The organism is Paenibacillus sp. 2TAB19 (assembly GCF_052115185.1).
Lineage (GTDB): Bacteria > Bacillota > Bacilli > Paenibacillales > Paenibacillaceae > Pristimantibacillus.
Map to the genome: position 1 here is coordinate 22031 of NZ_JBFRGE010000080.1, position 7499 is coordinate 29529.

The following is a 7499-nucleotide window of genomic DNA, read 5'->3' on the forward strand; positions in this document are numbered from 1 at the left end:
ATGCGACGTGGCAGCTTGTTTGCATTTAAATACGGGTTTCGGATATGGCTTGGCGAATCTTCTCCAGTGATAACTTGGCGTTGTCCTTATTCGCAATCAAGACGTTCACATATAGCGCGTCGATCAGGCTTAGTTGTCCGATCCGGGAGGCCAAAGCCTCGGAGCGGTATTCGGTCTCCTCAGAGCTTGTATGGAGCGCAACGTCGACGTTCTGACTAATCGGAGACTTCGGGAAACCTGTTATTCCGATCGTTCTAGCACCATTGTCGCTTGCCGTCTTCAGTATGCGCAGAGTGTCCTTATTCGTTCCGGAATGGGAGAGGACGACTGCAACATCCTTCTGATCCAACTGGGATGCCGACATCAGTTGGAAATGGGCATCCGTAAAGGCGAAGGCTTGCTTGCCGCAGCGATAGAACTTATGGACGGCATCCATGGCGATAACAGATGAGCCGCCTATACCGTAGAAATAAATGTTTTTCGCTTGGGACAGCAATTCTACAGCCTTATGGAACGCATCGCCGTCCAGCAATTGGAACGTGTTCTCCAGCGTACGTATATTCGATTTGAATATTTTCTCGGCTATCGTCTTTGCATCGTCGGATTCATTGATTTCTTCGTAAATCTGTTGTGCGGGCGACATAATCTCCGAAGCAAGCGCGATCTTCATTGCTTGATAGCCTTTATAGCCGATATGCTTGCAGAAGCGGAAGACGGTTGCCTCGGCAACGTGGAGATCATCAGCTACTTCACTGATGGTGCTATGGATAATTTTTTCGGGATTTTCTAATATGTAATTGGCGATTTTCTTTTCTTTCTCGCTGAACCTTGTTTGATAGGAGCGGATTTTTCCGAGCATATTTTGCACCATGGCGGATTTCCCTTCTCGTTGCGGTGTATTGTTGAGAAGTATACCATAAACCGTTAATTGGTAAACCATTTATCTATCCGACTCGTATAGAAAAGTTGCGCAAGCGCCTAATCCCTTGTAAGGTTATAGAGGGAATTATTGCGTTATGCAGCGAGTTAACATAGGGAGATGAAGACTAGCAATGGAAACTAAATATATGATTGGCGTTGATATAGGAACAACAAGCACAAAATCCGTATTGTTCACGACGAAAGGGGCTATCGTAGCCAGTCATGGCATCGAGTACCCGCTTCATTCGCCGTCGCCGGCGATCGCGGAGCAAGATCCTGAGCAAATATTCCAAGCGGTTATCGAGACGATCGGACAAGCCGTAGCACAAGCGGGCGTACAGGCTAACGAGGTGGTATGCGTATCATTCAGTTCGGCTATGCATAGCGTTATCGCGGTTGATGAAGCAGGCACGCCGATTACGCAATGTATCACATGGGCAGACAATCGCAGCGCGGAGTGGACGGATAAAATTAAGAGCGAGCTGAACGGTCATGAAATTTATTTGCGTACCGGCACGCCGGTTCATCCGATGTCGCCTCTTTCCAAGCTGGCATGGCTCAGTCATGATGAGAAGGAGCTGTTCGAGCGCGCTTATAAATTTATATCGATTAAAGAGTACGTGTTTTTCAAGCTGTTCGGCCAATACTTTATTGACTATTCGATTGCTTCGGCTACTGGACTGTTCAACCTTGAGCAGCTGTATTGGGACGAGGAGGCGCTGCGAGTTGCAGGCGTTACGGCTGATCAATTGTCTGCCCCGGTTCCGACGACATACAAGCTTGAAGGATTGAATGGCGGTTATGCGGAGCGGATGAATCTGCTGCCTTCGACGCCGTTCATCGTCGGCGCCAGTGATGGCGTCCTGTCGAATCTAGGCGTCAATGCGATAGAGCCTGGAGCTGTTGCGGTTACGATTGGGACGAGCGGCGCTATCAGAGCCGTTACGAATAAGCCGATCACCGATCCGCTTGGCCGTACGTTCTGTTACGCGCTGGCTGATGACCTGTGGGTCATCGGGGGCCCGGTCAACAATGGGGGAATGATCTTCCGTTGGGTTCGGGATCAGATCGGAGAGCATATAGCGGATGAAGCGAAGCAGCGCGGAGTCGACGCCTACGAGCTGCTTACGGAGCTGGCCGCCAAAGTGAGCGCTGGCTCTGACGGCTTGATCTTCCATCCGTACTTATCCGGCGAAAGAGCGCCGCTGTGGAACGCTAATGCAAGAGGTTCATACTTCGGCCTGGGCTTGCATCACCGAACGGAGCATCTCGTTCGCGCCGCTCTGGAAGGCGTTATTTATAACTTGTATACCGTACTTATGGCGCTGGAGGACTTAATTGGCAAGCCGACAAGCATCCAAGCGACAGGAGGTTTCGCCCGCTCTGAGCTATGGCGCCAGATGATGTCCGATATTTTCAACCAAGAGCTGCAAGTGCCCGAGAGTATCGAGAGCTCATGTCTAGGCGCAGCCATTCTCGGATTGTACAGCTTAGGCGAGGTGTCCTCGCTGCAAGTCGTCTCCGAGATGGTCGGCGGTTCTCGCAAGCATCAGCCTGATAAGCACAATGCCGCTATTTATGCAGAGATCATGCCGATCTATATTCGATTGTCGCGATTGCTGACAGTTGAATATGCGGAAATTGCTGCTTTTCAGAAAAAATGGATGTAAACGGCGACCATTAACGGCGAAATCTTAGTTGCCTCCGTACTTATGAATATAGGACGTTAGCGTTAAGAGCGGCCAAATATAATTGTTGCTCACATAATGAACGTATATGCTGCCCGGCAGGCCTGCTCCTGTCGGGTATGTGTATGTCCAGTCGTTTCGATCAAGTGCTTGCAGCAAAGCTTTTATGCCGCGCTCAATGGCCGGCGTAGATTTCGGAGATACTGCAATTAAACCATCAAGCGCCCATGCCGTCTGAGAGGGCGTGCTCGCATGCAGCGGAACGTAATGCTTCACTTTGTCGCTTAGACAGGACTCTCCCCATCCGCCATCTGCATTCTGAATACTAAGCAGCCAAGCAGCCGCCTTGCGCACAGCGGGATGATCGTTGGCGACGCCGATAGCCGTCAGCCCTTGAAGGGCAGCCCCTGTGCCGTGCGTATAAGCAATTCCCCAACGACCGTACCAACTGCCATCCTTCTGCTGCTGTGACAACACATACCGAACTGAATCCTCCAGCCAGCTTGACGATGACGTCAGATGAAGCTCTTTGCCTAGAAAATAAAGCGTACGTGCCGTTAGGTCGACCGTTGACGGATCGACAGCGATGTCTGCTGCGCCTTCAAAAGTTAGAAAGCTTGGCGGGGTCGTACTCCCTTGGCGCTCAAAAGCAGGCCATCCGCCATCGTCGTTGCGCATGGACATCACCCAGTTAAGGCCTCTTTGCCATGCTGCATGATCATCCTCGATATTCGTTGCTCCCGCAGTGTCTGATTCCGCTACATAAGGAAGCAATGACCGCAGCGCTGCTGTACTGTCGTCCACGTCGGGATATAGTGTATTTACGTCAGAGAAGCCCCATCCGCCCGGCGGCGTATCCGGATTGTGAATAGCCCAATCGGCCAGCTTGGTCTGTTGTCTAACTTTCAAATAAGCTGCCGCATTGCGCAGAGCGAAGCTCGAAGGCGGAAGTCCGGTTTCTCGAAGCGCGTAGCTGAGCATCGCCGTATCCCATACTTCCGCGGAAGCGACTTGAATATGGGGGCGATCACGGCATAGCAGCGAGCGAATGCCTGCAACCATACGGCTAATTAATGGCGAGTGGTCATCGTAGCCTAATGCGAGCAACGCCATAATCATCAACATCGTTGCTGTTGAGAAGGTGAGCAGCGTACTGTTCGGTTCGAGTCGATCAAGCATGTATTGCTCAGCCCTTTTCCATGCCTCGTGAGAAGCATCAGCAAACAATCCGGTTTGGGCTATCGTATCGAATAAAGCGGAAAAAGCCGCGAAGATCGGAGGATCATTTTTGAATTCCAGATGCCCGTCAATGAACCAATCGGACAGATCGGGAGCGCTTGGCGCGCGTCTAGCATAAAGACTGTTCGCCATAATGACGGTAGGGACAATATGAGCTCTAGCATGGCCTGACAATGTGAATAGATCGAACAGAGGGTGCTCGCCGAACAGGAAGGGCAGAGGCACGCGCAAGGCATTCGGCCATTCCGCCTGTCCCGAAGCGGACAACCATACTTGCGTAAGCAATGATTTCACCTCAGCCAAGCCGCCGCGGCTGCGAATATATTTCTTGGCATTAACTATCGGCGCATCGTACGGGGTATATAAGCCGGCGTAGAGCAGCGCATAGGCTGCCTCGGCCGTTGCGTCCAAATTGCCTTCCCGCTCATCATGATACAGTTTCCAGGAGCCATCAGGCTGCTGTTGGGAAGCAATACGAATCGCTAAGGAACGGATAAAGGGCTCATCGGCGATGTTCAATATCCGCAGTAACATAATCATGTTGCTGTCGGTCGTCAGGCCGTCGTCAAAGCACAGCCGCCATGCGCCGTCTGGTGATTGCAATCTCAGCAATTCTTCGGTCAATTGTTCTATTTTCTCTCGAAGCGGTTTCAAATCCATCATTCGCTTCATCCTTTGCATAGGTTATTCAATATGTATATGCGAGCGGTGGCCGACTCATTAAAGCAAACAAGGCATCGCCACTAGGAGATGCCTTGCCTTTCTAATTCCCATATTGGATTAGCCTTTCGGCTGCACTGTTCATCTATAGGCAGGAGTTAAAATACAACTGCGCGCAATATAATGACTAGTAAGATGAAGAGAACAAGAATAGTACCCGTATTTGACCATAGGCCGTTACCGCAACCAGCACCCACACCTGCTACAGGGTATCCCATAGTTCATTCCTCCTGAAAAGTAAGTTTAGTGTGATGTTTGTACCTAATCACAAGATAAAGTATGCGGCAGGGGCAGAAGAGAACTAGACATTTGTACCTGTATCGATGCAATTCCACTTTTGCCTACCATTTGATTGTTTAATCTTGCGTAGGCTGCTGCCTTTCCTGGCATTTGCCTTTGTCAGCAGAAAGCGCCGGGGACAGGCTTAGGCCGCGGATATTGCCGGATATGCTTAATTCGGGATTCCAAGTTAACGTTCATGCAATTGCCTGCAAGGAAGCTGGATGCCGCGCCTGTAGCCGTAACTTGAATACAGCCGACCGTAATATACGGGTTGCAGTTAATCCTCTCAATCTGGACGCCTTGCCCTGGCTCGTATTGCGGATCAACCAGTTCGGGCAATTGGCGATCAAAGATCCGGTATGATTCGAAAAAGACATCGCCGGCCGTCGTATGATCTTCCTTGCGCTGCACAGCCAATGCGCGAAGCCTGGCATTCGTCTCGCCGCGATCGCCGAATTGTACGGCGGCCGACAACGAGACGTCGATGAGGTATACGGCGCCAATTCGCGCTGTCCGAATCGGGAACGAATCGTTTGGACCRCTATTATTCGGCACTCGCTGCGCCCTCCTCCTGCGCTCCTTCCGGGAGCGGGAGCGGCGCTACGGGACCTACGATGACCGATTCCGGCGGCGTATCGAACATCGAGTTCAACGTGACGTAGTCGGTGTCCCCGATCTGGAACATTGAAGCGCTCGATACGCCGAGTATTTCGATCTGTCCAACGGTGAGCGCATGATTAACGACTTTGAATTGAATCATCTAGACATTGCCTCCTGATGGTGGAATCCCTTTTTGTAGCTGCTGCATATAGGCGAGCATTGCTGCGTCTGCATCTCTTATTGCTTTGACAAGCACAACTTCGCCTGTATTCTCGTTTGTATTCGGAGTTTCATTATCGTTGCCGCTGTTGTTTGATTGTTGCATATAGTAATTGATTCGTGTTGGCATCTGCTTCTTAATATCATTAAGAATGATTCTACGGTGGAACGGATCTAACGGGATGCATAGATCGGTTTCCATGGCGATAAGTCTTTCGGTCGCATCCGTATCGAGATATCGATTCATATTATTGAATATTTCGTTATACAACGGGGATGGAGGCGTCACTGCAGGAGCTGCTGACGGGAACACCTCAGGTGCTGGTGCGGGTGAAGGTACAGATATTTGCTCGATGGACCCAGGAAAGTGATCGCCGCCGCTGCCGGGAGCGGTCATGCCGATATTCAGTGTTCCATCCAGCTTCTCAACCTTCAATTGGTCAAAATGATATTCGATGCTCTCGATATTGTAAGCAGGCTTAGCCTCCAACAGCTTCACCTGCTCGCATAACTCGGCAACCTGCTGCTCTAGCTTCTCGATAATCGTTTGCTGGACGGTTAGCTTATGCATCACGTCATGCGCCCAGGCTTGCCAAGGTGACAGCGGACCTTGCTGCATACGTTCCACCTCCTGACGTAACGGTATGTTTACTAGCGATTATGAAGGATTCGGAAGCGGCACGAACGATAACGGATTTTCCGAGCTGAGCTGCGGAGCAGGCCCAGAGAAGCCGCCTGTATTGAAGAGCTGGGACAATGATCGGATCGAACCTGCGCTGCCTACCTGAAGCACCGAGCTGTTCGAGATGCTGTCTATGCGCATCGAATTGATCGTAATCTGCTGATGAATGGTCCAGCTCATATGACGTTAACTCCCGAGGCTACCTCGTTTTGCGTATTGTCTTGCAAATCCGGATCAAGCGTGTTCGTTGCGCTGACGGCATTGTTGGAATTCGTTAAGCTGCCCGTCAGGAAGGATCCCGACCCTGCGTACGTTTTGGAACTGCTATTGGGCGATACTTGCACGGCATCGCCGAACTGAACGATCGAGCTCGATCCGACACTGACTATTTTTACAAAACCTACGACTGCTGGCATGACGTTCACCCTCTTCTATGAATCGGTCTGGCTGGCCTATCTGATATTACATCTTATGCGGCATTCGCCTAGACGTTACCCGCCCAAGTACGTGCTGTTGCTAAATCAGCCGGCAGTATCCATCGACTAGGCTGGCGCATATATTGGCAGTAGTGCAGGGAGGCAGGTGTGCTGATGGCGTCCAAATGGAATGATATCGAGAAATGGATGGAAGGGCAGCAGCTTCCAAAAGGGTTCGAGGTGCTCAAAGAGCCGGATTGGGTGGAGCAATATGTAAGGAAGCTGATGACCAAAGCGCTGCCTGAGGCTGCCGGCGTAATAACCGGCTCGAAGTCGGCGGCAGTCTCCGAAACGGACCATTTTGTCATCGTAAAAATAAATTTGCCAAAGGATACGGAACGTGAACAGGTAAGGCTGTTCATTCGCGAAGATCGAGTCCGGGTGGAAGGGCTGCCGAAAGGAAATAAAGAGACCGTGAAGCTGCCGGTACTCGTTAAACCGCGAATATGCAAAGCACAGGTGAAGGATGGTATCCTGCATGTGAAATTGCGCAAGCGGCCCGTCAATCGCACCTATCATGAGTCGTATATTGTCTGGTAGCGAGGATATCCAGTTCTTTTGCAGGCAAGGGGGGCCGCTTCATTTGTTGCAGGAACTCCTTGTTTTGTCACGAAATCGACCGGGTTTACGGCTGGATAATGGCAGACTTATCCCTTATAATGGCTAGTGACG

The 7499-nt window shown here is 50.9% G+C and carries 9 protein-coding genes; 2 read left to right on the forward strand and 7 right to left on the reverse strand.

What is annotated here, in order from left to right; all coding sequences use genetic code 11:
- Positions 1 to 25 precede the first annotated feature (25 nt).
- Positions 26 to 871 carry a MurR/RpiR family transcriptional regulator gene (locus AB4Z33_RS25455; RefSeq protein WP_442052580.1) on the reverse strand — a complete coding sequence of 282 codons (846 nt, stop codon included), beginning with the start codon at positions 869 to 871 and terminating at the stop codon, positions 26 to 28.
- Positions 872 to 1052: 181 nt separating this feature from the next.
- On the opposite strand from AB4Z33_RS25455, the gene gntK reads away from it, so the two are divergent.
- Positions 1053 to 2591, forward strand: a complete 1539-nt coding sequence (gene gntK, locus AB4Z33_RS25460; protein ID WP_442052581.1) for a gluconokinase — start codon at positions 1053 to 1055, stop codon at positions 2589 to 2591.
- Between the two features lie 24 nt (positions 2592 to 2615).
- Here gntK and AB4Z33_RS25465 read toward each other — a convergent pair whose 3' ends face one another.
- From AB4Z33_RS25465 to AB4Z33_RS25490, 6 genes are all read right to left on the reverse strand, one after another.
- Positions 2616 to 4511: a squalene cyclase gene (locus tag AB4Z33_RS25465; protein ID WP_442052582.1), complete on the reverse strand. Its 1896-nt coding sequence runs from the start codon at positions 4509 to 4511 to the stop codon at positions 2616 to 2618.
- A 456-nt stretch (positions 4512 to 4967) separates the two neighbouring features.
- A complete protein-coding gene (locus AB4Z33_RS25470) occupies positions 4968 to 5405 on the reverse strand; it encodes a spore germination protein GerPE (protein WP_442052583.1) in 438 nt (145 codons plus the stop codon).
- Positions 5395 to 5610: a hypothetical protein gene (locus AB4Z33_RS25475; RefSeq protein ID WP_442052584.1), complete on the reverse strand. Its 216-nt coding sequence runs from the start codon at positions 5608 to 5610 to the stop codon at positions 5395 to 5397. The genes AB4Z33_RS25470 and AB4Z33_RS25475 overlap by 11 nt, the downstream gene beginning before the upstream one ends.
- On the reverse strand, positions 5611 to 6288 hold the full coding sequence (gene gerPC / locus AB4Z33_RS25480) for a spore germination protein GerPC (protein ID WP_442052585.1): 678 nt from the start codon (positions 6286 to 6288) through the stop codon (positions 5611 to 5613).
- 39 nt (positions 6289 to 6327) lie between these two features.
- Positions 6328 to 6531: a spore germination protein GerPB gene (locus AB4Z33_RS25485; RefSeq protein WP_442052586.1), complete on the reverse strand. Its 204-nt coding sequence runs from the start codon at positions 6529 to 6531 to the stop codon at positions 6328 to 6330.
- The gene (locus AB4Z33_RS25490) at positions 6528 to 6767 is read right to left on the reverse strand and encodes a spore germination protein (protein ID WP_337101651.1); all 240 of its coding nucleotides are present in this window, start codon (positions 6765 to 6767) and stop codon (positions 6528 to 6530) included. The genes AB4Z33_RS25485 and AB4Z33_RS25490 overlap by 4 nt, the downstream gene beginning before the upstream one ends.
- A 174-nt stretch (positions 6768 to 6941) precedes the next feature.
- Here AB4Z33_RS25490 and AB4Z33_RS25495 point away from each other — a divergent pair, with 174 nt between their 5' ends.
- Positions 6942 to 7367: an Hsp20/alpha crystallin family protein gene (locus AB4Z33_RS25495; protein WP_442052587.1), complete on the forward strand. Its 426-nt coding sequence runs from the start codon at positions 6942 to 6944 to the stop codon at positions 7365 to 7367.
- Positions 7368 to 7499 lie beyond the last annotated feature (132 nt).

What these genes read in the sequence shown, in the direction of transcription:
- AB4Z33_RS25495 (WP_442052587.1), top strand. Translation starts at nt 6,942, where the DNA reads ATGGCGTCCAAATGGAATGATATCGAGAAATGGATGGAAGGGCAGCAG.
- AB4Z33_RS25485 (WP_442052586.1), bottom strand. Translation starts at nt 6,531, where the DNA reads ATGAGCTGGACCATTCATCAGCAGATTACGATCAATTCGATGCGCATA.
- AB4Z33_RS25490 (WP_337101651.1), bottom strand. Translation starts at nt 6,767, where the DNA reads ATGCCAGCAGTCGTAGGTTTTGTAAAAATAGTCAGTGTCGGATCGAGC.
- AB4Z33_RS25455 (WP_442052580.1), bottom strand. Translation starts at nt 871, where the DNA reads ATGGTGCAAAATATGCTCGGAAAAATCCGCTCCTATCAAACAAGGTTC.
- gerPC (WP_442052585.1), bottom strand. Translation starts at nt 6,288, where the DNA reads ATGCAGCAAGGTCCGCTGTCACCTTGGCAAGCCTGGGCGCATGACGTG.
- AB4Z33_RS25475 (WP_442052584.1), bottom strand. Translation starts at nt 5,610, where the DNA reads ATGATTCAATTCAAAGTCGTTAATCATGCGCTCACCGTTGGACAGATC.
- AB4Z33_RS25465 (WP_442052582.1), bottom strand. Translation starts at nt 4,511, where the DNA reads ATGATGGATTTGAAACCGCTTCGAGAGAAAATAGAACAATTGACCGAA.
- gntK (WP_442052581.1), top strand. Translation starts at nt 1,053, where the DNA reads ATGGAAACTAAATATATGATTGGCGTTGATATAGGAACAACAAGCACA.